Origin of the sequence: Lysinibacillus sp. FW12 (genome assembly GCF_050817245.1) — a bacterium.
GTDB lineage: Bacteria > Bacillota > Bacilli > Bacillales_A > Planococcaceae > Lysinibacillus > Lysinibacillus irui.
Genome location: NZ_CP139094.1, coordinates 2262846 through 2285735, shown reverse-complemented (window position 1 = coordinate 2285735; position 22890 = coordinate 2262846). Strand labels below are relative to the sequence as shown.

Genomic DNA, 22890 nt, shown 5'->3' with positions numbered 1-22890 from the left:
TTCGTTGATTATTATACCCATAGTTACTCTTAAAAGACAAGGTACTAATTTGGTTTAACCGTTTTACACCAAAAAAAGCCCAGCTCACAAAAGAGACTGGGCGTTAAAAAAGCTTGGTTATTGTTCCTTTTTGGTCGTTAGAACATGGGAAATAGCCCCATCTGTTGCGATATCCACTTTAAACGATCCATTGGAATGGCGATCAGCACGAGTCAATGCTTGGACATCTAACACCTCTTGCACGCCTTTTTCTGTTTCAATAACAATCTGCTCCTCATCTGTTGCTTGAATAACGGCCACAATGCGGTGCGGATTTGCTTTTAATTCTGTTAATACTTTTAGACCACGTTTTGCACGACTGGCTACTTCAACCTCTGCGACATTCATTTTCTTAACAGCCCCACGCTGTGTCACAATGACAACATATTGCGTTTGATCAGGTTGTAGCACATTCACACCGACTAAGGCTTCCCCATCTTTTAGCGTAATGCCCTTTACTCCGCCTGTTTTTACACCTGTTACTGGTAATTCCTCCATTGGGAAACGAATTGAATAAGCCGTATCTGTTGTTAACATCAATTCCACGTCATCCGTCACAAACGCTGCATAGATCATGGCATCGCCAGCCTTCACATTCATCGTTTTAATTGGTTTTGAATAACGTGTCACCGCGTAATCGGCAAGTGGAGAGCGTTTAATTTGACCATCCTTTGTCGCAGTGAAGATGTACGTATTTGGTTGATCAAATGTTTCAAAGCCATATACAGCGATAATTGACTCATCTTCACCCGTTGGCACGATACTTGAAATATGCTGACCAAGATCCTTCCAGCGAATATCTGGCAGCTCATGAACAGGCTGATAAATATAATTGCCTCGATTTGTAAATAGGAGTAAATGGTGCTGTGTATTTAAGGTTGCTTCATACAATAAGTAATCCGAATCCTTCATCGCAAAATCCTGACCATTCGAGGCGGCATGTGAACGTGTCGAAGTACGTTTAATATAGCCATCCTTCGTTACGGTTACGACAACCTCTTCACTTGGTACAAGAACATCTAAGGTAATTTTAATCTCTTCAATTTCTTGCTCAATTCTTGAGCGACGAGGCTCTGTAAAGCGTTTCTTAATATCAAGCAATTCTTGTTTAATGACACGTACAAGCTTTGCCTCACTTTGTAAAATCCCCTCTAGCTTAGCAATCAACCTATTTAGCTCGTCCTGTTCTTGTCGAAGCTCTGTAATGTCTGTATTGGTTAAACGGTATAATTGCAAGCTGACAATCGCCTCTGCCTGTACCTCTGTAAAATCAAACTTCGCCTGTAAATTAAGCTTGGCATCCTTTTTATCATTAGAAGAACGGATTGTTGCAATCACTTCATCTAAAATGGAAAGGGCTTTAATTAACCCATCCACGATATGGGAACGATCCTTCGCCTTTTGTAAATCGTAAATGGAACGGTTCGTGACTACTTCTTTTTGATGGGCAATATAGGCATCCAATAATAATGGTAAGGTCATCATTGTTGGACGACGATTATGAATGGCAATCATATTAAAATTATAAGCTACCTGTAAATCCGTTGTTTTAAATAAGTATTGGAGAATTCCTTGTCCTGGTACATCCTTTTTCAGTTCAATGACAACACGTAAGCCAGTTCTATCAGATTCATCACGAATTTCCGCAATCCCCTCAAGACGTTTATCTACGCGTTGCTCATCAATTTTTTTCACAAGATTCGCCTTATTGACATCGTATGGTAATTCTGTGATAACAATTTGCTCTTTACCACCCTTAATAGGCTCCACAACCGCTTGTGCACGGACAATAATTTTACCGCGACCCGTTTCATATGCTTTTTTAATGCCGTCAACGCCTTGGATAATACCACCTGTTGGGAAATCTGGCCCTTTAATGACCGTCATTAATTCATCCACTGTCGCAGTAGGCTTATCTAAGCGCATTAATACAGCATCTAGCACTTCATCTAAAGCATGTGGCGGAATATCTGTCGCATACCCCGCCGAAATCCCTGTAGACCCATTCACTAGTAAGTTAGGGAAACGTGCTGGTAAAACAGTTGGCTCCATATCCTGGTCATCAAAGTTCGGTACAAACTCAACTGTTTTCTTGCCGATATCTCGTAGCATTTCACCAGCAATCGCAGATAATCGTGCCTCCGTATAACGCATGGCAGCTGGTGGATCTCCATCGACCGAACCATTGTTCCCATGCATCTCAATAAGCATATGACGTGCTTTCCAGTCCTGACTCATACGCACCATCGCTTCATAGACAGAGCTATCTCCGTGTGGATGGTAATTACCGATTACATTACCGACTGTTTTCGCAGATTTTCGGAACGGCTTATCATGGGTATTTCCTTCTGTAAACATCGCATATAAAATACGGCGCTGTACTGGTTTAAGACCGTCACGTGCATCAGGCAACGCGCGGTCTTGAATAATATATTTACTATAGCGACCAAAGCGGTCACCCATTACTTCTTCTAAAGGTAAATCTTGAAACTTTTCCGTACTACTCATGCTTGGTCCTCCTCTTGTTGGATGAATTCATTCTCTAAAATATTGGCATCATCCTCCATACCGAAGTCTACATTGGCTTCGATCCATTTACGACGGGGTTCTACCTTATCACCCATTAACGTCGTGACACGTCTCTCTGCACGTGCACCATCCTCGATTGTGACACGAATTAATGTCCGTGTCTCAGGGTTCATCGTTGTATCCCAAAGCTGGTCTGCATTCATCTCTCCAAGACCTTTATAACGCTGTAATATGTAACCCTTTCCAACTTTTTTGATGGCCTTTTGTAGATCGCTTTCTGTCCAAGCATATTCAATGACTTCTTTTTTTCCAGTACCCTTAGAAACTTTATAAAGTGGTGGTAGCGCGATATAGACTTTTCCTGCTTCAATAAGTGGGCGCATATATCGATAGAAGAACGTTAATAGCAATACTTGAATATGAGCTCCGTCCGTATCAGCATCGGTCATGATTACTACTTTATTATAAGCGGAATCTTCTACAGCAAAGTCTGTACCAACACCTGCGCCAATCGCATGGATAATCGTTGAGATTTCTTCATTTTTCATAATATCCTGTAGCTTGGCTTTTTCCGTGTTAATGACTTTCCCGCGCAGTGGCAGAATCGCTTGGAATGTACGGTCGCGCCCTTGTTTCGCAGAGCCCCCAGCAGAATCACCTTCGACTAAGTATAATTCATTTTTTGCGGCATTCCGAGACTGTGCAGGCGTTAGTTTACCAGACAGAATGGTACTACCTTTTTTGTTTTTCTTGCCGTTTCGTGCATCTTCACGCGCTTTACGAGCAGCTTCACGTACTTGCTGCGCACGAATGGCTTTACGCACAAGAGAAGCTGATAACTCCGCATTTTCCTCTAGTACATACAAAATTTGCTCAGACACTACACTATCTACTGCAGAACGAGCCTCACTTGTCCCAAGCTTGCCCTTTGTTTGTCCTTCAAATTGCAATAAATGCTCTGGAATACGAACAGAGACGATGGCCGCTAAGCCTTCACGAATATCAGTCCCCTCAAGGTTTTTATCCTTATCCTTTAACAAGCCAATTTTTCGTGCATATTCATTAAATACACGCGTTAATGCTGCTTTCGCACCTGTTTCATGTGTTCCACCGTCACGTGTACGAACATTATTAACAAAGGATAAAATCGTTTCCGAATAACCATCATTATATTGGAAGGCGAACTCTACCTCGATTTCATCCTGGATACCTTCTACATACTTCACCGGATGAAGGACGTCTTTTTCCTCATTCAAATACGCAACGAAAGCTTCAATGCCATTCTCATAAAAGAACACATCACTTTTGCCTTCCTCGCGCTCATCAATTAATTCAATTTTTAACCCTTTTAGTAAAAAGGCTGACTCACGTAAACGCTCTGCTAACGTATCATAATTGAATTTTGTGACAGAGAAAATACTGTCATCCGGTAGGAAATGAACAAGAGTACCTGTTTGCTTTGTTTGTCCTATTTCTTCTAGCGTTGTAACAGGATGTCCACCGTTCTCAAAACGCTGACGATATTTTTTACCGTCACGATGAATGGTAACCTCTAAAAACGTTGAGAGTGCATTGACTACAGAAGAACCTACACCATGTAAGCCACCACTTGTTTTATAGCCCCCTTGTCCAAATTTACCGCCTGCATGCAGCACAGTAAAAATAATTTCAGGGGTTGGTTTGCCCATTTTATGCATACCTGTTGGCATACCACGGCCAAAGTCTCGCACGCTGATACTCTGATCCTGATGAATCTTGACAATAATATGAGATCCAAAGCCAGCCAGTGCTTCATCTACCGCATTATCTACGATTTCATACACAAGGTGATGAAGTCCACGGCCATCCGTCGAACCGATATACATGCCGGGTCGTTTGCGTACCGCTTCTAATCCTTCTAATACTTGTATAGCGTCATCATTATAGACGCTAGGTGACTGTTTATTCGTCAAAAAAATTCCCCTCCAAAAAACAAACACATGTTCTATTTATGTTCTCATCCTAATAATAATAGCATTTCCTGTCAATAGCTAGCGACAGGTCCAATAAAATTTTAAAAATTGCTCACAGTTTTGATTCTTTTTATAGTAAACATCTTCAACAGTTGCTTAAATTTGGAATTTAAGCAAGACAGACTGCTACTACTATCCATTATCGTTTGACGCATAGTAGCCTATTTAGTTTCACTTCCATTTGTTTGGCTTCTCATCACGAGCGATGAAAGTGCTACGATGTATCTCGCGATTAACTGGATAAAGTTAGACTTCTATTCTACCAAAGGAATGAACGATTGACAAAATTGCCTTTATGCCTATATTTTTAAAAAGGCTTTTTTCCACAACTGATCCTCTCATGTCTAAAAGACTACCCTATGGTAATTGAATTCAAGACCCATAATGAAATCTCCTTCATAACATTGTAGATTAGCAAGAAAAAGTGTAAAATACTTGTTACAAACTATTAGTACCAAGTATTGACTATGAATGAAAGGAGTCCAGCTATGATCAATGGACTTATTATTTTATGTGCTTATCTAATTGGCTCTATACCTTCTGGATTATGGATAGGCAAAATTTTTTATAACACAGATATTCGTGAACACGGGAGCGGTAATCTAGGTGCAACCAATACCTTCCGCACGTTAGGAAAAAAAGCGGGTATCGTGGTGACCGTGATGGATGTTTTAAAAGGAACTGCCGCAGTGTTACTCGTGACACTTCCTATTTTCTCTGACAGTATGCTCCATCCGTTACTACTCGGCCTAGTTGCCGTAATCGGCCATATGTTTCCAATCTTCGCCAACTTCCGTGGTGGGAAGGCAGTGGCAACCTCTGCGGGTGTTTTATTAGGCTATTCATGGCCACTGTTTGTCCTATTATTTATTGCCTTTATTGTGACATTAAAAATTACTAAAATCGTTAGTTTAACATCTATGATAGCCGCTTTAGTAGCACTTATTTATGCAATCGTTTATTATTTTGTTACAGGTGACTTTGCATTAGGCATTTTGGTAGCCTTTTTATTCACTTTTATTATTTATCGTCACCGTGCCAATATTTCACGGATTAAAAACGGCACCGAGCCAAAGGTAAAATGGCTGTAGGAAGAGAGGAGCATTCGAAATGAACATTGCATTAACAGATGAAGCCCTACAATGGTTCAAGCAGGAAATGGAAGTAGAATCAGGTGATACCATTCGCTTTTATGCACGCTATGGTGGTTCTAGTCCTTTTCACGAAGGCTTTTCACTTGGCATGACTCGTGAAGAACCGATCGCTATAGGTGTTCAAACAGAAATTGATGGTGTAACCTATTACATTGAAGAGAAAGACCTCTGGTTCTTTAACGATCACAATCTACATGTTGACGTTGATGCAAGTAAAGATGAATTACAATATGATTATCGTACATAAAGCAGTGTTTCCTTTCAGCATATGAAAGGAAACATTGTTTTTTATTTCGCTTCATGGTCCAAGGTTGTTACGTTGAAGTAATCTTTAGCGGTACCCGAAGCTGAGAAGACATCCAGTAGAAATCCATGGCAGATTTTCATGCCTTCTTCGTTTATCTGGTAAAAAATTTGTCCACTCTAATGGTAATGAACGTCCATTTGAGGAGGAAAACACATGTCCACGTCTAACAATATTGATACCTCCCCATCCCATACTATGAACGATTTGTTATACACGTCCCTTGCTAAAAATTTAAAAATCATTCAGAACTCACTCGGTCATAGCAATGACATCATTATACGAAAAATTACTATTGGTGAAACTGAACCTCATCACCTAGCCATTATATCGATTGATGGTTTATCAGATAAAACAACCATTTCCGATTCTGTTATTGATAAACTGATGGCTAACATTGAGGAAGAACAAGATATTGAAATTACAACCATTAATGAATATGTCCGAAATTCCTATTTAACAGTTGGTGATGTAAAAAATATTGAGCACTTTAAAACGCTCTACCAAGCTATTCTCAATGGTGAAACGGTTATATTATTAGATGGCTTTGCTGAAGGGATAGTGACCAGCACAAGAAGTGCGAAAGATCGAGCAGTAACAGAACCATCGACGGAATCGGTTATACGAGGACCTAGGGAATCCTTTACGGAAACACTTCGTACCAATACAGCCCTAATCCGTCGTAAAATAAAAAGTCCAAACCTCTGGATTAAATCACGTATTATCGGTGATGTCACACAAACAGATGTAGCAGTCATGTATATTAATGGCATCGCGAACGACAAAATTGTCGCAGAGGTATTAGCTCGTTTAGACCGCATCAATATTGATGGCATATTGGAAAGTGGTTATATTGAGGATTTCATTCAGGATTCTAAAAATACCATGTTTCCAACTATCTACAACTCCGAACGTCCCGATGTCATTGCTGGTGAATTATTAGATGGGAAAGTAGCGATTTTAGTAGATGGAACACCCTTTGTCTTAGTGGTGCCAGCGTTATTTACATCTTTTTTACAGTCAGCAGAAGATTATTATCAGCATTGGATGATAAGCTCCCTGATCCGCATATTGCGCTTTTTTGGTATTAGTCTAGCATTAGTAGCACCATCACTGTATGTAGCCATTACAACCTTTCACCAAGAAATGCTGCCAACACCAATGTTAATCAGTATTGCATCGCAAAGGGAGGGCGTCCCCTTCCCAGCTGTAGTAGAGGCACTCATAATGGAGATTGCCTTTGAGGTTTTGAGGGAAGCTGGACTTCGTATGCCAAGAACAATCGGTCCTGCTGTGTCGATTGTAGGTACCTTAGTTATTGGTCAAGCAGCGGTTGAAGCAGGCATTGTTTCTGCTGTAATGGTCATCATTGTCGCCTTAACAGCCATTTGTAGTTTCCTCTTCCCTGCTTATGGCCTATCGAATACTATTCGTGTGCTACGGTTTCCATTAATGATTTGTGCTGCGATGTTTGGTTTATTTGGTGTAATGTTTGGCATTATGTTGATTATTCTACATTTATGTAGTATTCGATCATTTGGTGTACCTTATTTAAGCCCTTTTGCACCGTTAGTCCTGAAGGATCAAAAAGATGCCTTTCTATTATTCCCACGTAGAAAGTTACTAACACGACCTCGTTTAGTTAACCAGAAAAACATTGTCAGAGGCCATCAATATAAAGATGTAAAAAAGAGGTAATCACTACTGAATAAATGAGGAAATTAAATATGGCGAAAATAAAAGTGATCGGCTTACTTTGCATCCTCACTTTATTATTAAGTGGTTGCTGGAGTAAGCGTGAATTAAATGAATTAGCCATTGTCGTTGCACTTGGAATAGATAAAATAGACGATGCATATGAGGTCACTGTGCAGATTGTCGATCCTAGTGAAGTGTCGATGAAACAAGCCTCCACACAACGCTCCCCTGTTATTAGCTATCATGCGAGGGGTGAGACTATCTTTGAGGCTATTCGCAAAATGACAACACTTGCAGCACGGAAACCCTATTTTGCTCATCTGCAAGTAGTCGTCTTAGGAGAAGAGCTCGCAAAAGAAGGAATCAGTGAATCACTTGATTTAATTTCGAGGGATCATGAATTTCGAAAAGATTTCGATGTCATTATGTCTTATGAGGCTGCAGCAAAGGATGTGTTAAATGTACTAACACCCATCGAAAAGGTGCCTGCTAATAAAATGTTAAATTCACTTGAGGTTTCTGAAAAGGCTTGGGGCTCCACAATCGCTATTAATATAGATGAATTAGTTAACACATTAAGTAGTAAGGATAAAGGAGCATTAATTTCTGCGATTGAAATTCACGGCGATAAAAAATTAGGCGTCGATCAAGCCAATGTTCAGCGCGTCAAAACACCCGTTTTATTACAATACGCAGGTCTAGCTGTCTTTAAAAAGGATAAATTCATCGGATTACTGTCAGAGGAAGAAAGTAAAAGTGTTAGTTTTCTCAGTGACAAAATTAAAAGTACCATTGAAATCATCGCTTGTCCGAAGAAAGGTACTTTATCTACAGAAATCACACATTCCAAAACAAAAGTAAAAGGCTCCTTTCAACATGGAGAGCCAGCAATCGATGTTCAAATAGAAGTGGAGCAGAACGTGGGAGAAGTAGAATGTGATATCGACCTTTCAAAACCTAAATCTATTGATTATGTGAATCAAAAAACAGCTCAAGGTATCAAAGGGCGAATCGAAGAAGCATTAGAGAAAATACAACAACAATATGAAGTTGATGTTCTAGGATTTGGTGATACACTCCATCGGGCAGATGCAAAACAGTGGAAAAAAATCAAAAATGATTGGCCAACTATCTTTCCAGAATTGCCGATTCATGTTCATGTGAAGGTGAAAACGCAAGGTTTAGGTACAATGCAAAACTCATTACTAAACAAACCAAAGGAGGAGTAACGAAGTGGTTCTAGCCGTTGCGATCTTGATCATCTCGGTCATCGTAGGCATTATTTTTATTCCAAAACTAAAAAAACAACAGGATACAAAGGGCATTGTTGTGTTCTCCATTTTGTTACTTATTGGTACGGCTTTAAATATGGCAATTGCCCTTAAAATCCATATTCCGAGCCCATTAGATTTAATAACATTTATATTTACACCGATTAGAGATTATATTTTGTCATTAAGCAAATAGAGAGAATGACTAAAAAAGGAAGGGATTCGATGGAAAAGGAAATCATTAGCTCAAGACAGTTTACAATTATTACCCTCCTTTATTCAATCGGTACAGCTATTTTAATAATTCCCGCTAGCATCACAAGTGCCGCTAAGCAAGATTCGTGGATTGCTGCCAGCATTGGGGTCATCCTCAGTTTACTGGTTATTAAATTATTTATGACGCTAGCCAACCAAACACCTTCTCTTAATTTTATTGAGGCAAACGAAAAAATACTCGGTCCCTTTTTGGGGAAATTCACAGCCATTTGTTTCCTGATTCTAACCTTTCTTTCCGCTGGTGAATTACTCTATTTTATCGGGATATTCATGAAAACAGAAGTGATGCCGGAAACACCGACCATGGCGATTGCCTTGCTGTTTATTATTATCATTATGTATGCTGCCTATTTAGGCATTGAAACTTTTGCGCGGTCTGCAGAAATCCTCTTTCCGTTATTTGTCTTTATTTTTATTTTTTTTGTTGTCTGTATTACCCCTCAGATTACGTTTGAAAATATTCAACCTGTACTCGAGGCAACAAAATCATCAATGTTTTATAGTATTATTCGTTTTATGAGTATTTTTTCCTTTCCATTAATTGTGTTATTAATGCTTTACCCTGCTGCGGTTAATGTACAGCAATCCGCGCAGAAAGGGTTTTATATTGGGACCATCTTAGGTGGATTTGTTTTAGTGACATTGATTGTGCTATCAATTCTTGTACTAGGTCCTGAAAATACGGCTTCTAGAACCTTTCCAAGCTATGCCTTAGCACAAAGAATATCGATAGGGAATTTTTTGCAGCGGATTGAGATTATAATGGCCTTTATGTGGATCTCATCCATTTATATTCGAACTTTTATGTATTTCTATACGACCGTTGTCGGCCTTGCCCAGATTTTAAAAATCAAGGATCATCGGCCTCTCATTATACCGATGGGGCTAATTGTTATTGGGCTTTCTCAAATAGTTCACCCAAACATTGTCCATTCGAACAAATATAATAATGAAATTTGGCCAATCTTTTCTTTTTTCATCACCATTCTATTACCGATCCTTTTACTGATTGTGGCGATTATTCGCAATCGCAAAGCGAAAGCTGAAACGAGCGAAATGCCCAAAGCAGAAACAAGCAATGACAATCAAAAAGTCTAATTTCTTTTAAATTAGCAAGAAATTAGACTTTTTATTTGAATTAAATATGATACTCAATTTCGTCAACAAAATCCCATTCATATGGTGTTTCTTGGTATACATAGTAGTTCAACCAGTTCGAGAATAATAAATGGGTGTGGGCACGCCATGTATTAATAGGCTCTTTAGTTGGATCATCGTTTGGAAAGTAGTTTACGGGAACGGCGATATCAAGGCCCTTAGCCACATCACGACTGTATTCATCGGCTAGTGTTGTTGCATCATATTCCAGGTGACCTGTAATCATAATGTTTTTATTATCTTTTGATTGTACGATAAATACCCCTGCATCCTCCGAATAAGATAATAAGCGTAAGTCTGGATGATTGCGTACATCGTCAATTGACACAGAAGTATGACGAGAATGAGGAGCGGTAAATAAATCACTAAAGCCCCGCACTAAATCTACCGTTAAATCGGTAATGACATGGGAATAGACACCAGAACATTTAGCTGAAAGCTCTATCTTTCCAATTCCATAGTGGTGATACAAAGCAGCCTGTGCTCCCCAACAAATATGTAATACGGATGTCACATTCTCTTTGGACCAATCCATAATTTCTGAAATTTCTTGCCAATAGTTGACCTCTTCAAAAGCCAATTTTTCTACTGGCGCCCCTGTAATAATCATGCCATCATAGCGTCGATGACGAATTTGGTTGAATGTCGTATAAAATAGCTGTAAATGAGATTTACTAACATTTTTTGATTCATGTGTGGCAGTGTTTAAAAACGTAATATTGACCTGTAACGGTGTATTCCCTAATAACCGTAATAATTGGAGTTCTGTTTTTTCTTTTTCCGGCATTAAATTTAAAATTAATATATTTAACGGACGAATTTGCTGTGTTTTCGCACGATCCTCTTCCATCACGAAGATTTTTTCCTCACGTAAATGTTCTCCAGCTGGTAAATTTTTCGGAATATTAATTGGCATCTTGCGTTCCCCTCTCTGTTTTCGCTCTCTTTTTCTAAAAATTAAAAAATCCCCCTCATTCCATACGAGATAGAATGAGAAGGATTTTTTTCACGTCCACTCTTATCTCTCAAAGGAATATCCTTTGTTGGAATTAGCACCTTTCTAACACATGTTAGAGGTTGCTGAAGCGTCATAGGGCCATATCCCTCAGCTTCTCTTGATAAGATTATTTAATTACCTTGAATTGTAACATGAACTAGTTAGAATATCAATAATTCATAGAATATTTTGTGATTCGCTATGCATGTTCTTTGTCCATTTGAAGTACACTAAGCTTGCTGTTAGTGGCTTTTCGATATTTAAAATTTATGGTAAACATGCCGTATTTATGTTACCATATAGCTTTAGTAAGAGAGAGGAACGTGAATAGTTTGATTAAAATTGAATTTCCAAAACCAGATGTAGTTATCCGTCAACGTGAACAAGAAGTAAAACCAGGTGATGTGCCAATCACACCTTATTTTGGCTTTATTGATTTCCATAAAATCACACGTGATAAAGGCGGCATTTTCTTATTCTATAATGACAAGAATGAGCTATTATTCGTTGGGAAAGCTCGTAAAATCCGTCAACGTATTAAAAAGCACTTTGAGGATAATGTATCACCGATGAAAAACCACCGTGATGAAGTGTTCAAAATTGAAGTCTATGAAGTAGAAGATCCAATGGAACGTGAAATTTACGAAACATATGCCATTAATACTTTCCGCTCCAAATACAATGTTGATAAAGTCTTTTATTAAGACAAATTACAAAAAGCCGAAATCTCATCATAGTGAGATTTCGGTTTCTTTTTTCACAGGATGGTCATACGATCGATGGGTGTGTTTTGCTTGTTGATGAAGACCTCAATAAGGTTCTGTTCAGGGCTTTTCGATATTTTAAAAACATATGGTTGGGCCTCTTTTCGTTGCTCGCTGCCTTCATTAAGATGAATGATAAGTCTATTTTCCTCTACTTCCATACTTGCTAGTACATTCCCCTTTGAATAATAGACGAGATAATACGTCGCGTCATCTTCATACAATAATTGAATATTGTCCTGAGAAACGATGTTTTTCTGCACATGTTCTGGGACGATAGGTAGTTCACGAATGCTGAGTGGAGTGGTAGGTGGCGTAGCATTACACGCTGCTAACATTAGTAGACACCCTAAACCTAGCAACACTAATTTATTCAGAATGCTCCCCTTTTCTCATCTTTATTCTAAGAAAAAACCTTTTCGCTCTTTCGCAATCCAATCCTCAAGCTCCTGATCATCGCGTTTTACTAGTCTATTGATAAGGACATCATGCCAAATATAATCCTCTAACAAATAGATATGGACAGGGTCATTAGTGATAAAGGCCGTTTCTTGCGCGGAAGGGGAGTGACCATAAATCATTTCCTGACCATCTACCGATAAAATAAACCAATGTGGAGTAGACGTTTTTTTCGTATAGTGTGTGGCCCTATGGCGGTCAATAGTCGCTAAGTGTTCGTCTACATACAGTGTAATGCCATGCACAGGAATACGCTGTGACACTTCTTGAAGGTCTTGCCGTAGCGCATCGTACATATCTTCCCACATCGACAGAATCACTTTTTTCTTTGCATTTCTTAAAAGTGACTGACAGTAATTGAGGATGGACTCCTTACCCTTTAGCATCACGACTTTATGCTCCACTTCCTGAACATTTTCCTCTAGCTTTTCTAATTTCATACTTATCGACGAAAAATTTGTTTGCCAGCGCTGCTCTATTTGCTGTAAAAATACGGACACGGGCATGGCTGAATAGGTCGTTTGTTCTGCGGTCTCTTCTTTCAACACGATCCCTTTTTCTACAAGGATATTTAAAATATCATACACTCTTGCACGCGGTATGCCAGAATTTTTGCTGACCTGATAGGCACTAACATGACTTTGTTGAACGAGTGCCGTATAGGCTTTTGCTTCATATTCTGTAAAACCCATATCTTTCAACTGGGTGATTAATTCCTCCATGTAATCCCTCCATTATCTTTATTATAGGCTACTGTTGTGAAGATTTGCCAATAAAAAAGTTAGGGTTTACAGCAGTAAATAAATTAGTTACTATTTCAGTAGTAACTAATTTAGAAGAGGTGTAATCATGGTTTTTGATGTCGATGTACATATTATCATTCTATTAATATCATTTGGATTTCTGGCAGCTTTTGTCGACTCGGTAGTTGGAGGAGGAGGATTAATTTCATTGCCGGCTCTACTGTTTGTTGGTCTTAACCCAGCGGCTGCTGTTGCCACTAATAAACTAGCAGGGGCAATGGGCTCACTAACATCCTCTATTTCCTTCTACCGTTCTGGTCAGCTGGAAATTCGCTCTGTCCTTAAATATTTTCCTCTAGCATTTATCGGATCATTATGTGGTGCATGGACTGTCCATCTCATCAACCCAGCATTACTAAAGCCACTAATGTTAGTCATGCTGGCAGCAGTGGGGATTTATACAATCTTTAAAAAGGATTGGGGTGCTGTCTCTACTGTAAAAAATTTATCTAAAACTCATTTATTTTTATTTATGCTGCTGTTATTTGCTATTGGTTTTTATGATGGCTTTCTTGGTCCTGGAACAGGCTCCTTTTTAATCTTTAGCTTCCTGCTGATAGGCTTTGATTTTTTAAAGGCAGCAGGCAATGCGAAATTTTTAAATTTAGCGAGTAATGTAGCTGGTGTATGTATGTTTGCTTACTTAGGGCAAATTCATTATGTATATGGTTTAGTCATGGGGATCGCTCAAATTGGTGGAGCAATGCTCGGCTCAAAAATGGCGATTCAAAAAGGAAGCGGCTTTGTTCGTACGCTTTTTATCGTGGTGACGATGACATTATTAGCGAAAAACGCCTATGATTTTATGATGCATTAAAATTAAAACACGCCACAGAATTGTAATCTGTGGCGTGTTTACTTTAAATCATTAATTGTTCATTTTTAAATTTATGACTAGTGGCAAGACTCACCATAACAAAAATAATGAAGGATGCCACAATTGGCAGCGTGACTGTATGCATACCAAAGATGGAAGGATAGAAGCGATCAATGACAATGTACAGGGACATGCCTGTAATCATCGAAGCAATTGCACCATATTTGTTCGCCTTCTTCCAATACAATCCTAGGACCACGGTCCAAATAAAGACTGCCTCCAGCCCACCAAAGGCAAATAAATTCAACCATACTAATAAGTCTGGTGGATTTAGGGCAAAGATAATGACCGCTAATCCAATGACCGTTGTGACAATAAAGCTTGCACGCTTAATTTCTGCATCACTTGCTTTTGGCTTCATGTAATTTAAATAGATGTCTTTCACAACTGTGGAGCTAACAAGCATGAGCAGTGCATTAACAGTAGACATCGTAGCGGCCATTGGTGCAGCTAATACAATCCCTGCTAAAAATGGCGGTAATACCTTCAACGTTAGAAGTGGCATCACTTTATCTCCAATATCAATACCAGGTAGGACAGGTCGAGCTAATACACCAATTAAATGCATACCAAACATGATTGTCCCAATCGCAATCGTACCGATAATGATGGCTAAATGCATACTTTTTGAATCTTTATAGCTCATCGCACGAACTGCAATTTGTGGGAGTCCTACGACACCCACACCGATTAAAATCCAAAATGTCGAGACATAAAGTGGTGTTAAATCTCCCTGTGCGCCAAAGGGTGATACAAAATCCGGATTTTCAGCGACTAGTGAGGTCATAATATTATCGATACCACCACCTGCAATAATTGTGCCAATTAATAAAATAACTGTACCAATAACCATAATCGTGCCCTGGACTGTATCCGTTAAAGCTACTGCTCGGAAGCCTCCAATAATAACATACACTAACACCGAAATAGCAAAAATAAACAGTGCCGTTGTGTAGCTTAAGCCTGTCAAAGATTCAATTAAACGTGCGCCCCCGACCCATTGTGCCATCATCGCAGAAAATAAAAAAACAATAATACTGATGGCAGATAAAATCACAATGACATGGCTTTTGTAGCGCTCTCGTAAAAAGTCAATTAATGTGATGGCCTGGTAACGACGAGCAATGATAGCGAATTTTTTACCTAAAATCATGAGGACAAAATAACCCGCCGGAAGCTGTGCCATCGCGAGTAATACCCAGCCAAGGCCTTTTGTATAGGCTACACCTGGCCCACCGATAAAACTACTTGCACTACCATATGTAGCAATCATCGTCATCGCCAGAATGAAGCCACCCATTTCACGACCACCAAGGAAATACTCCTGAAGGAACGAATTAGAGGAACGGATATGCTTATTAGCCCAAATACCAATCCCAAAAATAATAATTAGAAATAATAGCAAAGGAAATACAACTTGCCAATGCATTAGCGATCCCCCTCCTCATCATCAAATGGTACCTCTTTGAAAAAGAGTTTCATGACAATCCAGATGAGCAGGATCATAAAGCCTGTCCCCGCGATACAGCTATAGAAAAACCAAGCAGGAAAACCGAATACATACGAATAATTAGCTGGATCTCCTCCGCCTAATCCATAGGCAAAGCCAAACCAAATCGCAAAGTTGACAATGACTAGTCCAATCCCAATAAGCGCCTCTCGATGCGCTATTTTAAAGCGTTGATCTTTCACATGACAATCCCCCTAACCTACTCTATTTTACTGATATGTTGGTCTGATGGGAAGTGTAAGAAACGTTTTTTATCCTATGTAGTCTCGAAGCTATCAATACTTTTGGATTTTTCAATAGGGTTCCAGCAAACACCCAATCGTCAATAACGAAATTCAACCGCTCTATAAATAAAAACCCTCGTCTATTGAATGAGACGAAGGTTTTTAGGAATGGTATTTGCTTATGACGGACGTTTTTCCCAAGGCTCCATCGTTCCCACAGTATGGAGTAACCGATCATGCTGAATGGAATCAATGACACCTTGTGATATTTCCTCATTTGTAAGCCACCGTGAATGACTATCTTCAATTTTAAAGCCAAGTTGAACTTGATGGTATTGTAGGGCATCAAGTTTATCGATTTGCCCTTTAACTTCAATAAGATTTGCACGACTCCCCAAGACATGAAACAGTTTCCATGATCCGCCTTGCCATTGTGAAATTTCACTTGCTATGCGCTCTAATGTACTATCAGCATATGAATGAATCCAAGCAATTACTAATTCAATAGGTCCATTTTGCTGCATCGTTTCTCGTATTTTCTTTAATAATAAGGATTCATCACGATAATCTACTAACAAAGGGGTTATCATGGATGAGTTAGTAGCCTTGTTTAGTAAACGTTCCATCCGATCGGCATTCCGTCCAATGACTGAAACATGATAACCATTATTCACTAACCATAGGGATGTGTTAGCTAACATCCCTGTTCCACCAATAACTAATGCATGTGTCATCCATTTATCCCTCACTTCATTAAGATTTAAAGAAATGTGAGAGTCGCTAAGCTACTTATTTACTTACAGTTCGGTGTATCGACAAGTAGTTGCAATGCCTTTTTATCAATTTTGCCAACACTTGTTTTAGGTAATTCATCTAGGAAAATGATTTGTTTTGGAATTTTATACCGTCCTAATTGCTGGTGGCATAGCTCATTGAGTTCATCTAAAACAGCCGTGGCTTGATTTTGACAGACAATAAAAGCTGTTACAATCTCACCCCAATAGTCATCCTCTACTCCAATCACGGCAACCTCCTGTACATGCGGATGCTGTAATAGGCATTGCTCCACTTCCTGCGGATAAATATTTTCGCCGCCCGAAATGATCATTTCCTTTCTACGTCCCACGATATAGAAGTCACCATCTTCATCCATCATGGCTAAATCGCCTGTTTTTAACCAGCCATCTTGCAGGATATTGGCAGTTTCTTGCTTGTTATTCCAGTAAAATCGAAACATATGCTTTCCTTTTACGAAAAGCTCTCCGACTTCACGAGGTGCACAGCTTTGCCCTGCGGGGTTGATGATTTTAGCCTCGTTAAATTGCATGCTCTTTCCGACAGCCCCTTTTTTCGCGTAAGCATGCTCTCTAGCTATATAAAAATTATTAGGTCCTGCTTCGGTTAAACCGTAGCCTTCTTTAAAAAATAGCCCCTTCTTGTAAAAGGCATCATAAATAGGATGAGGACATGGTGCACCGCCTGATAAAAATACTTTCATCGAAGGAAATTGATTTTCCTGAAAGTACTTCGTAGCAATCATCGCTTGATACATCGTTGGCACAAAAAGGGAAATGGTCGTTTTGTATTGATTCGTTGCTTGCAGCGCTGTTTCTGCTTCAAATTTATCGCCAATGATGACCGTCCCACCAGCCATGAGTAATGGTATACATAATGCATTTAAACCACCTGTATGAAACATCGGCATATAATTTAATGTACGGTCTTGAGCATGTAAACCCCAGCTAATAATTGTATTCATGGCGTTCCAATTCACCGATTGAAAGGAAAGCACAACCCCTTTTGGTCGCCCTGTAGTACCTCCCGTATAAATCATTAACCATGGATCGTCCATGTCCACTGCTTGCCTATTTGGTACCGTATCCTTCTCTTGCTCGATGCTCTGAAGAGGAAACATCTTTTCTAGTGTCAAGGGACAAGAACCTTCCTCGTCATACAACAGAATAGAAGGGGTAGCATCCTTCAAAATTTGTGTTAATTCCTCTTTACTCAAACGCCAATTTAACGGCACATAGATAAGTCCACGTAGCCCACAAGCAAATAAAACAGCAAACAATTGAATGTGATTTTTTGCAAAAACAGCGACTCTACTTCCTTTTTGTAGCTGCTGACGCTCAAAAAAATGACTCCATTTACCAATTTCCTCAGATAATTGCTGATAGGTCCACTGCTCTTCTGTTGCTAAATTAATTAACGCGATGTGATGAGGCGTTAAGGAGGCACGTTTTAAAATCCAAGCTTGCTCGACAAACATCTTAACACCCCCGATCACATCATGATGGCTCCATCCACATGTAGCGTATGACCGTGGACGTAGGAAGCCTCATCAGATGCTAAAAACAAGTAGGCATTGGCAATATCCCGTGGTGTCCCTAATCGTTGTAAGGGAACGATTGAGCGCATTTGAGCCACAATATTTTCAGGCATCTTTTTGACCATATCCGTTTCTGTAAACCCGGGTGCCACTGCATTGACGTTGATTCCCTTACGCCCTAATTCCTTTGCCCACGTTTTCGTCATTCCTACAATGGCTGCTTTTGTAGCTGCGTAATTCGTTTGACCAACATTACCGTAAACCCCACTTACCGATGATGTATTAATTATTTTGCCACCACCAGCTGCCACCATATGGGGGATAACCTCCTGAGTACAATGAAAAACCCCAGTCAGATTAACATCGATAACCTGCTGAAATTGGTCCTCTGTCATCTTCGTCAGCATTGCATCTCTTGTAATCCCTGCATTATTCACTAGGATATCAATGCGACCTTTCTGTTCGATTACTGCTGCTACTAGTTGTTGAACGCTCTCTCTACTTGCTACATCTACTTGTATAAAGGCCACGTTGTCCCCTAGTTGTTCGGCAGCGTGAATCCCTGCCTGTTCATCAAAATCGGCGATAAACACAAATGCACCTTCTTCAATAAAACGTTCGGTAGCCGCATAACCAATCCCATTTGCAGCGCCAGTGATAATCGCAACCTTATTGTTTAATCGCATGATTTCTCCCCCCAATTTCTAAAAAAGCCTCGATTTCGGCTGTTAGCTGTGCTAAATCATCGATCAGTGGGGAATGCCCACAATTTTTTAAACTAACGAACTGTGTCTCCTTGCCTAAATCATGTAGCAATTCTGCATTCATTTCCTCTGTAATGACCAAATCCCGATCCCCTCGCAATACTAAAATCGGAATATGGAGTAAGAGGGATTCTTGAGAGCCTTTTGCAATCTCATTGTCAATAGCACTCATATTAAACGTATTGAGTGCGTGGTACACTTCTGCTAAATTCCGTTGTGTCAGCATATCCTCTATATATTCTTGATATTTTTCTGCGTTCGGCTGTTGATGGGTATAAATTAATGCATTCCATATAGATTGTAAGCCTTCACCATTTTTTGTATCATAGAAGCCTTGCACAAGCTTTGTTTTGGATGTATCAATCAACACTTCTTCATAGCTATAGGCTCTTTTAAAGGATGCTGGATTGCCTGTTCCTAAATCCGTGTAGAATGGATAACCACGTGTTGAAGCGGAAGCTAGTAAAATCAGTCGTTGACAATGCCCTGGATAATTAGCGGCAAACTGCATACAGACGGCTCCTCCTGTTGACCAGCCAATCATATCGAAGGTTTGCAACTGCATAGCATCGATAAATAGCTTGACATCATCGCTAAAATCTTTAATGGCAGAGATAGGCTTATGATACGATGATCCACCAAAACCTCGTAAATCGATAGCATAAATTGTATATTTGTCATCTAAAGCATCCATCAGAATATCCCAATGCTTAGAAGATGTCATATTACCATGAACCAATAGTAAAAGTTGAGCTCCCCCTGAGCGCTTACGATAAGCCATCGTTTCACCATTTGCGAGCTGAATTGTTTTTAACATTCCATTTCCCCCTTATCCCCAACGTATTGTGATAGCCCCCCATACATAGCCAATACCTGCACTAACCAATGTAACAATATTACCTTCTTGAATACGCTTTTGCTCCAATGCTAGCTGTAACGACAATAGTTGATCAATCTGCCCGATATGCCCATATTCTTGCAAATAAATCGATTGCTCCTGCTGTAAACCAAGGTCTGCTAAAATATAATCATGGGCAGACCTCTTCATATGCAGCATCGCTAAATAGTCAAGCTGTGCTTCACTGTATCCACTTTTCGCTAAAGAGCTACGAATGACCTTCAAAAAATTCCTTAAAGATTTCTGTTCTAAGCGCTCTTTCATACCAATTGGGTCTAATACGTCAAGCTTATATAAGTTTTCAGTTAAATGGGATGGGGTTAACGGTGTTTTCGTTCCCCCAACTGGAACGACAACATCCTCCGAGAAAGAGCCATCCGTCATAATATCAGCCTCTAAAAGCTGGTTTTTATCCTCATTTTTCCGTAATACTATGGCCCCTCCACCAGCAGCCAAATTGTACATAAAACGTGTCCTAGGGTTGCTATAATCGATAAAATCAACATTCCGATATCCGCCCGCTAGAAGAATAGTTTGAATACTTTCATCTGAGGCCATTAAGCTTTTTGCTACCTTCAATGCCATAATCGTTGTGCCACAGCGCAATTGCACATCAAAGGCCCAAGCATTGACCGCACCAAGCTCCTCCTGCATTTTGATGGAGGCTGTCCAGAGTGGATATTCCTTATGCTCCTCCCCTATATAAATAACAACATCAATATCTTTTGGATCTATATTTGCCTTTTGAATCGCTTCCTGTGCAGCCCATATCCCCATTTGCACTGTATGATCATGTGCGCCAGGAATTGGCTTTTCATGAATGCCCATTTTTTGACGAATAATATCCTCAGGAATATTCGAAAGAGCAGCTATTTCTTGCGCTGTCATTTTATTTTGAGGTAGATAAATACCTGTACTAACAATACCGATTGTCATTCAAATCGCTCCTTTTCCTGTGGCAGGGCAACCGTCGCTTTCTTTTGTTTTAGCTTTCTTCGCCATTTCCAAAACAGTAGTTTTAGTGAGCCAATAATGCCCTTTGGGAAAAAGATGACAGCTAAAATATAAAGAATGCCAAAGAAGATAATCCAGCGTTCAAAAATTGGATAATCTCGTGCCAAGCCGGATAGAGCGTGCTGAGCATATTCAATGACTGTCGCTCCTAATAATGGCCCGACTAACGTGCCGACCCCACCAATTATCGTCATTAAGAGGGCATCGAGTGTAATATCCATTGCCATCACACTTGTATTGACGAAACGCAATGACACTGCATATAAGGAGCCTGCAAAGCTTGCCACTATGCCCGCAACAACGGAGGCTATAACTTTATAGTGCAACGTATTAAAGCCTAATGATTTCGTCCGTTGTTCATTTTCTCGTACAGCAATTAAAATGCGACCTGTCGGCGAGTTCACAAAACGATAAAGTGCTAAGAAGATGAGCACTAGGCTTGCTAGCACAAAGAAATAAAATGTCATCCGATCTCTAAACATATCGGGTGCTCGAAAAGTAAAGCCATCATTGCCATACGTGACAGAGCGCCACTTTTCAGCTAATACTAAAAATAATCCTGAAAAAGCAAGCGTAAGCATCGCAAAGAAATGACTTTTCAGACGCAAGGTCAATAACCCTACTAAAAAACTAATGAACCCTGCCAGAACCATGCCCATCACTATGGACAGCACAAAGATTAACAGTGTGTTATCGATTTGCTTGAGCATGACTGCTGTCGTATAGGCACCGATGCCAAAAAACATAGCGTGCCCAAATGAGACAATTCCTGTATAGCCTAGTAAAATATCATAGCTCATTGCTAATATCCCAAAAATAAAGATTTGCGTTAGTAAAATGAGCAAAGTTCTCGAATCATTGACAAAAGGAAGAACAATAAAAATTGCTAGTAAAAGGAAAAAGGCTATATAACGCAAGGATATTTTATTGTTCATGATGTTCGCTCCCTTCGCATCGCAAACAGCCCCTGTGGACGGAAAATTAACACGATGGCCATGAGAATCATATTGACTGCTAGTGACAAGACAGGCACATAATAAGCCATAAAGCTACCCGCAAGCCCTACTAAAATAGCTGCAAGCAAAGAGCCCGAAAAACTACCCATACCGCCAATGACCACTACAATAAAGCCTAAAATGGCATACTCCATGCCCATTTCTGCGTAAATAACTCCAGAATAGGGCGCCATCAACATCCCACTAAGTGCCGCCAACGCTGCGCCCACCATAAAAACATATAAAAATACACGCTTAATATGAATACCAAGGGCCTGTGCCATTTCCTTATCCTGTACACCTGCACGAACGATTAATCCAATCTTTGTACGCTTCAGCATGTATTGGAAAATACCAAAAATAACGAAACCTATCACAATGATAAATAAACGATATTTAATAATAATAACATCACCAATTTCCCAGCTACCCGCTAAATAACTAGGTGTTTTTACCGCAACACCATTTGGGCCAAAGACCACTTTAATGAGTTCCTGTAGCACAAGCATTAGCCCCAGGGTAATTAAAATTTGCTGAATATGATTGCCATAAACGGGCGTAATAATAATTTTCTCTGTGATTAATCCAAGTAACGCACCCGTCACAATCGCCCCAAGAATTCCAATAAGGAAACTTTCCGTAAACATATAAATAAAAATTCCCGCATAGGCGCCCCAAACAAATAACCCACCATGCGCAAAGTTCAACACATCCATTAAGCCAAAAATTAACGTCAAGCCTGCTGCTAGTAAAAAAATCAGCATCCCCGTTGCCAAGCCATTAATGATTAAATTGACGAAAAGCTCCAAAGA

At 39.7% G+C, this 22890-nt stretch carries 22 protein-coding genes and 1 riboswitch; of the genes, 8 read left to right on the top strand and 14 right to left on the bottom strand.

Annotated elements, in window-relative coordinates:
* Nucleotides 1–117: 117 nt before the first annotated feature.
* Together parC and parE are read right to left on the bottom strand one after the other, a co-directional pair.
* Nucleotides 118–2547 (bottom strand): DNA topoisomerase IV subunit A, encoded by a 2430-nt coding sequence (parC, locus tag SJW71_RS11690; RefSeq protein WP_322605173.1) that lies wholly within the window; start codon nt 2545–2547, stop codon nt 118–120.
* Nucleotides 2544–4520, bottom strand: a complete 1977-nt coding sequence (parE, locus tag SJW71_RS11685) for a DNA topoisomerase IV subunit B (RefSeq protein WP_274793194.1) — start codon at nt 4518–4520, stop codon at nt 2544–2546. Before parE ends, parC begins: the two co-directional genes overlap by 4 nt.
* A gap of 548 nt (nt 4521–5068) precedes the next feature.
* On the opposite strand from parE, the gene plsY reads away from it, so the two are divergent.
* From plsY to SJW71_RS11655, 6 genes are all read left to right on the top strand, one after another.
* On the top strand, nt 5069–5671 hold the full coding sequence (gene plsY / locus SJW71_RS11680) for a glycerol-3-phosphate 1-O-acyltransferase PlsY (RefSeq protein ID WP_274793195.1): 603 nt from the start codon (nt 5069–5071) through the stop codon (nt 5669–5671).
* A 19-nt stretch (nt 5672–5690) separates the two neighbouring features.
* Complete coding sequence (locus SJW71_RS11675) at nt 5691–5981, top strand: HesB/YadR/YfhF family protein (RefSeq protein ID WP_274793196.1); 291 nt, start codon at nt 5691–5693, stop codon at nt 5979–5981.
* 213 nt (nt 5982–6194) lie between these two features.
* On the top strand, nt 6195–7736 hold the full coding sequence (locus SJW71_RS11670; RefSeq protein ID WP_274793197.1) for a spore germination protein: 1542 nt from the start codon (nt 6195–6197) through the stop codon (nt 7734–7736).
* Between the two features lie 29 nt (nt 7737–7765).
* Nucleotides 7766–8965 carry a Ger(x)C family spore germination protein gene (locus tag SJW71_RS11665; protein WP_431812182.1) on the top strand — a complete coding sequence of 400 codons (1200 nt, stop codon included), beginning with the start codon at nt 7766–7768 and terminating at the stop codon, nt 8963–8965.
* Between the two features lie 4 nt (nt 8966–8969).
* Nucleotides 8970–9203 carry a hypothetical protein gene (locus SJW71_RS11660; protein ID WP_274793199.1) on the top strand — a complete coding sequence of 78 codons (234 nt, stop codon included), beginning with the start codon at nt 8970–8972 and terminating at the stop codon, nt 9201–9203.
* 29 nt (nt 9204–9232) lie between these two features.
* Nucleotides 9233–10381 (top strand): GerAB/ArcD/ProY family transporter, encoded by a 1149-nt coding sequence (locus SJW71_RS11655; RefSeq protein ID WP_274793200.1) that lies wholly within the window; start codon nt 9233–9235, stop codon nt 10379–10381.
* Nucleotides 10382–10421: 40 nt separating this feature from the next.
* Here the strand turns inward: SJW71_RS11655 and metA are convergent, their stop codons facing one another.
* Nucleotides 10422–11357 (bottom strand): homoserine O-acetyltransferase MetA, encoded by a 936-nt coding sequence (metA, locus tag SJW71_RS11650; RefSeq protein WP_322610786.1) that lies wholly within the window; start codon nt 11355–11357, stop codon nt 10422–10424.
* 99 nt (nt 11358–11456) lie between these two features.
* A riboswitch (SAM riboswitch) is annotated at nt 11457–11566 on the bottom strand.
* 204 nt (nt 11567–11770) lie between these two features.
* Here metA and SJW71_RS11645 point away from each other — a divergent pair.
* Nucleotides 11771–12142 carry a nucleotide excision repair endonuclease gene (locus SJW71_RS11645; RefSeq protein ID WP_274797331.1) on the top strand — a complete coding sequence of 124 codons (372 nt, stop codon included), beginning with the start codon at nt 11771–11773 and terminating at the stop codon, nt 12140–12142.
* Nucleotides 12143–12195: 53 nt separating this feature from the next.
* On the opposite strand, the gene SJW71_RS11640 is transcribed toward SJW71_RS11645, so the two are convergent.
* Nucleotides 12196–12540, bottom strand: a complete 345-nt coding sequence (locus SJW71_RS11640) for a hypothetical protein (protein ID WP_322605179.1) — start codon at nt 12538–12540, stop codon at nt 12196–12198.
* Nucleotides 12541–12600: 60 nt separating this feature from the next.
* Complete coding sequence (locus tag SJW71_RS11635) at nt 12601–13383, bottom strand: TrmB family transcriptional regulator (RefSeq protein WP_431812181.1); 783 nt, start codon at nt 13381–13383, stop codon at nt 12601–12603.
* A gap of 127 nt (nt 13384–13510) precedes the next feature.
* On the opposite strand from SJW71_RS11635, the gene SJW71_RS11630 reads away from it, so the two are divergent.
* Nucleotides 13511–14281 carry a TSUP family transporter gene (locus SJW71_RS11630; RefSeq protein ID WP_274793204.1) on the top strand — a complete coding sequence of 257 codons (771 nt, stop codon included), beginning with the start codon at nt 13511–13513 and terminating at the stop codon, nt 14279–14281.
* Nucleotides 14282–14324: 43 nt separating this feature from the next.
* On the opposite strand, the gene panF is transcribed toward SJW71_RS11630, so the two are convergent.
* From panF to SJW71_RS11585, 9 genes are all read right to left on the bottom strand, one after another.
* A complete protein-coding gene (gene panF / locus SJW71_RS11625; RefSeq protein ID WP_274793205.1) occupies nt 14325–15770 on the bottom strand; it encodes a sodium/pantothenate symporter in 1446 nt (481 codons plus the stop codon).
* Nucleotides 15770–16033 (bottom strand): YhdT family protein, encoded by a 264-nt coding sequence (locus SJW71_RS11620; RefSeq protein ID WP_431812180.1) that lies wholly within the window; start codon nt 16031–16033, stop codon nt 15770–15772. Before SJW71_RS11620 ends, panF begins: the two co-directional genes overlap by 1 nt.
* A 221-nt stretch (nt 16034–16254) precedes the next feature.
* Nucleotides 16255–16809, bottom strand: a complete 555-nt coding sequence (locus SJW71_RS11615; protein ID WP_429978981.1) for a short-chain dehydrogenase — start codon at nt 16807–16809, stop codon at nt 16255–16257.
* A 59-nt stretch (nt 16810–16868) separates the two neighbouring features.
* The gene (locus SJW71_RS11610; protein WP_431812179.1) at nt 16869–18347 is read right to left on the bottom strand and encodes a class I adenylate-forming enzyme family protein; all 1479 of its coding nucleotides are present in this window, start codon (nt 18345–18347) and stop codon (nt 16869–16871) included.
* 14 nt (nt 18348–18361) lie between these two features.
* Nucleotides 18362–19093, bottom strand: coding sequence for a 3-oxoacyl-ACP reductase FabG (fabG, locus tag SJW71_RS11605; protein WP_322605185.1), 732 nt, complete (start codon nt 19091–19093; stop codon nt 18362–18364).
* Nucleotides 19077–19988, bottom strand: coding sequence for an intracellular short-chain-length polyhydroxyalkanoate depolymerase (gene phaZ, locus SJW71_RS11600; protein ID WP_431812178.1), 912 nt, complete (start codon nt 19986–19988; stop codon nt 19077–19079). The genes fabG and phaZ overlap by 17 nt, the downstream gene beginning before the upstream one ends.
* Nucleotides 19989–20000: 12 nt before the next feature.
* The gene (locus tag SJW71_RS11595; RefSeq protein WP_431812177.1) at nt 20001–21005 is read right to left on the bottom strand and encodes a 3-oxoacyl-ACP synthase; all 1005 of its coding nucleotides are present in this window, start codon (nt 21003–21005) and stop codon (nt 20001–20003) included.
* The gene (locus SJW71_RS11590; RefSeq protein ID WP_431812176.1) at nt 21002–22018 is read right to left on the bottom strand and encodes a branched-chain amino acid ABC transporter permease; all 1017 of its coding nucleotides are present in this window, start codon (nt 22016–22018) and stop codon (nt 21002–21004) included. The genes SJW71_RS11595 and SJW71_RS11590 overlap by 4 nt, the downstream gene beginning before the upstream one ends.
* Complete coding sequence (locus SJW71_RS11585; RefSeq protein ID WP_274793213.1) at nt 22015–22887, bottom strand: branched-chain amino acid ABC transporter permease; 873 nt, start codon at nt 22885–22887, stop codon at nt 22015–22017. The genes SJW71_RS11590 and SJW71_RS11585 overlap by 4 nt, the downstream gene beginning before the upstream one ends.
* Nucleotides 22888–22890: the final 3 nt, after the last annotated feature.

Coding starts and splice junctions, on each gene's coding strand:
- parC (WP_322605173.1), bottom strand. CDS start 2,547: ATGAGTAGTACGGAAAAGTTTCAAGATTTACCTTTAGAAGAAGTAATG.
- plsY (WP_274793195.1), top strand. CDS start 5,069: ATGATCAATGGACTTATTATTTTATGTGCTTATCTAATTGGCTCTATA.
- SJW71_RS11675 (WP_274793196.1), top strand. CDS start 5,691: ATGAACATTGCATTAACAGATGAAGCCCTACAATGGTTCAAGCAGGAA.
- SJW71_RS11670 (WP_274793197.1), top strand. CDS start 6,195: ATGTCCACGTCTAACAATATTGATACCTCCCCATCCCATACTATGAAC.
- SJW71_RS11665 (WP_431812182.1), top strand. CDS start 7,766: ATGGCGAAAATAAAAGTGATCGGCTTACTTTGCATCCTCACTTTATTA.
- SJW71_RS11655 (WP_274793200.1), top strand. CDS start 9,233: ATGGAAAAGGAAATCATTAGCTCAAGACAGTTTACAATTATTACCCTC.
- metA (WP_322610786.1), bottom strand. CDS start 11,357: ATGCCAATTAATATTCCGAAAAATTTACCAGCTGGAGAACATTTACGT.
- SJW71_RS11640 (WP_322605179.1), bottom strand. CDS start 12,540: ATGTTAGCAGCGTGTAATGCTACGCCACCTACCACTCCACTCAGCATT.
- SJW71_RS11635 (WP_431812181.1), bottom strand. CDS start 13,383: ATGGAGGAATTAATCACCCAGTTGAAAGATATGGGTTTTACAGAATAT.
- SJW71_RS11630 (WP_274793204.1), top strand. CDS start 13,511: ATGGTTTTTGATGTCGATGTACATATTATCATTCTATTAATATCATTT.
- panF (WP_274793205.1), bottom strand. CDS start 15,770: ATGCATTGGCAAGTTGTATTTCCTTTGCTATTATTTCTAATTATTATT.
- SJW71_RS11615 (WP_429978981.1), bottom strand. CDS start 16,809: ATGACACATGCATTAGTTATTGGTGGAACAGGGATGTTAGCTAACACA.
- SJW71_RS11610 (WP_431812179.1), bottom strand. CDS start 18,347: ATGTTTGTCGAGCAAGCTTGGATTTTAAAACGTGCCTCCTTAACGCCT.
- fabG (WP_322605185.1), bottom strand. CDS start 19,093: ATGCGATTAAACAATAAGGTTGCGATTATCACTGGCGCTGCAAATGGG.
- phaZ (WP_431812178.1), bottom strand. CDS start 19,988: ATGTTAAAAACAATTCAGCTCGCAAATGGTGAAACGATGGCTTATCGT.
- SJW71_RS11595 (WP_431812177.1), bottom strand. CDS start 21,005: ATGACAATCGGTATTGTTAGTACAGGTATTTATCTACCTCAAAATAAA.
- SJW71_RS11590 (WP_431812176.1), bottom strand. CDS start 22,018: ATGAACAATAAAATATCCTTGCGTTATATAGCCTTTTTCCTTTTACTA.